At 37.2% G+C, this 1139-nt stretch carries 2 protein-coding genes; both read right to left on the bottom strand.

All coding sequences use genetic code 11. The features are described 5' to 3' along the window. Nucleotides 1–807 (bottom strand): Fic/DOC family protein (locus BN338_RS09180; RefSeq protein WP_244427648.1); only part of this gene is annotated, 807 nt, incomplete at its 3' end. After that, complete coding sequence (locus BN338_RS09175; protein WP_039761311.1) at nucleotides 797–985, bottom strand: antitoxin VbhA family protein; 189 nt, start codon at nucleotides 983–985, stop codon at nucleotides 797–799. The genes BN338_RS09175 and BN338_RS09180, both read right to left, overlap by 11 nt. Between the last annotated feature and the right edge of the window lie 154 nt (nucleotides 986–1139).

Below are 1139 nucleotides of genomic sequence, written 5' to 3'. Positions count from 1 at the left end.
AAGGTAAGGAGCTTTTTCTGTTGCTCTTGAAGCAACATTCAAATCTTTTTGTGATTGTTGAAGTTCTTCTTTTTGTGATTTCGAAAAACCTGTCTTAACTTTATTAAAAATAGTTGTAATTTTTCCCTTTTGTTTTTCGGATAATTCCTTATTGTTCTGAATATCAGAGGCTATTTTTTCCCCTAAACCTTGCAAAACATCAATACTTTTATTTTTTGTAAATTCAGTAAGGTTCTTACGAATAAGCTCAGACAGTAATTCAGAAGTACCATAAAGTGCCTCAATTGATGCCTTTGTCATTTCCTCTCGCGTGATACCACCCCAGTTGATATTATAACCAGCTTCACGAGCAAGTTGACCAATAAATTCACGCTGAGTACGTCCATTTCCCTCTCGAAACGGATGCAACGCATTTATTTCACCCATGTAATATCCAGCTCTCTGGCTGAATTCATCCACATCAAGACCACGCAGATATTGTTCTTTGGCAAGCTGCTGTGTAATCTTCGGTGCATAGCTTTCAATCTGATGATGATAAGCAAATAAACAACCACCTTTGGTAATATCTATTGAACGGATCTTTCCTGCCCATTCATAGACGTCACCAAATAGCTTCTTGTGAATGTCTTTCATATGATTGAGATCAAACTTACCCCTAATAGGAGTACTATCAAGTTCATAAGACCTTATATAAGCAAAAGCAGACTCCAGATTCCTTAGTGTGGCTTTGTCTTTAATACCAAGCCGATTATACATCACACCAGTTTTAGGATCAGTATAAGGATCGTTTGTATTCTCATACTTCACCACGTTTTATCCGTTCCAACAAATCTTTTATTACATCACTTGTTTCAAGTTCTCCAATAATAACGCGTTCCATTTGCTCAACGACTTTTGGATCCGGTTCCAACCCCTCTAAACGTTGGCTTGCTAATGCATTTTTAGCAGCAAAGCGACGTCGCTTAATTTCGTCTTCACTCAACATATAAAACCCTCCTTTATTAATATTTATTGTAGCACACTTGGGCTACAGAAACAAGATTTTATTCCTTGCCTTTACCGTACCACATCTTTTGATTTTGCACGCGCCATTGCATTGTTTTGCTCTTGTATATGTTTCTGCTGCAAGAACTTTATCG

The sequence above is a fragment of the Bartonella queenslandensis AUST/NH15 genome, from assembly GCF_000312585.1.
GTDB classification, from domain to species: domain Bacteria; phylum Pseudomonadota; class Alphaproteobacteria; order Rhizobiales; family Rhizobiaceae; genus Bartonella; species Bartonella queenslandensis_A.
This window is presented reverse-complemented; position numbering and strand designations above follow the sequence as displayed.

What these genes read in the sequence shown, in the direction of transcription:
- BN338_RS09175 (WP_039761311.1), bottom strand. Translation starts at nt 985, where the DNA reads ATGTTGAGTGAAGACGAAATTAAGCGACGTCGCTTTGCTGCTAAAAAT.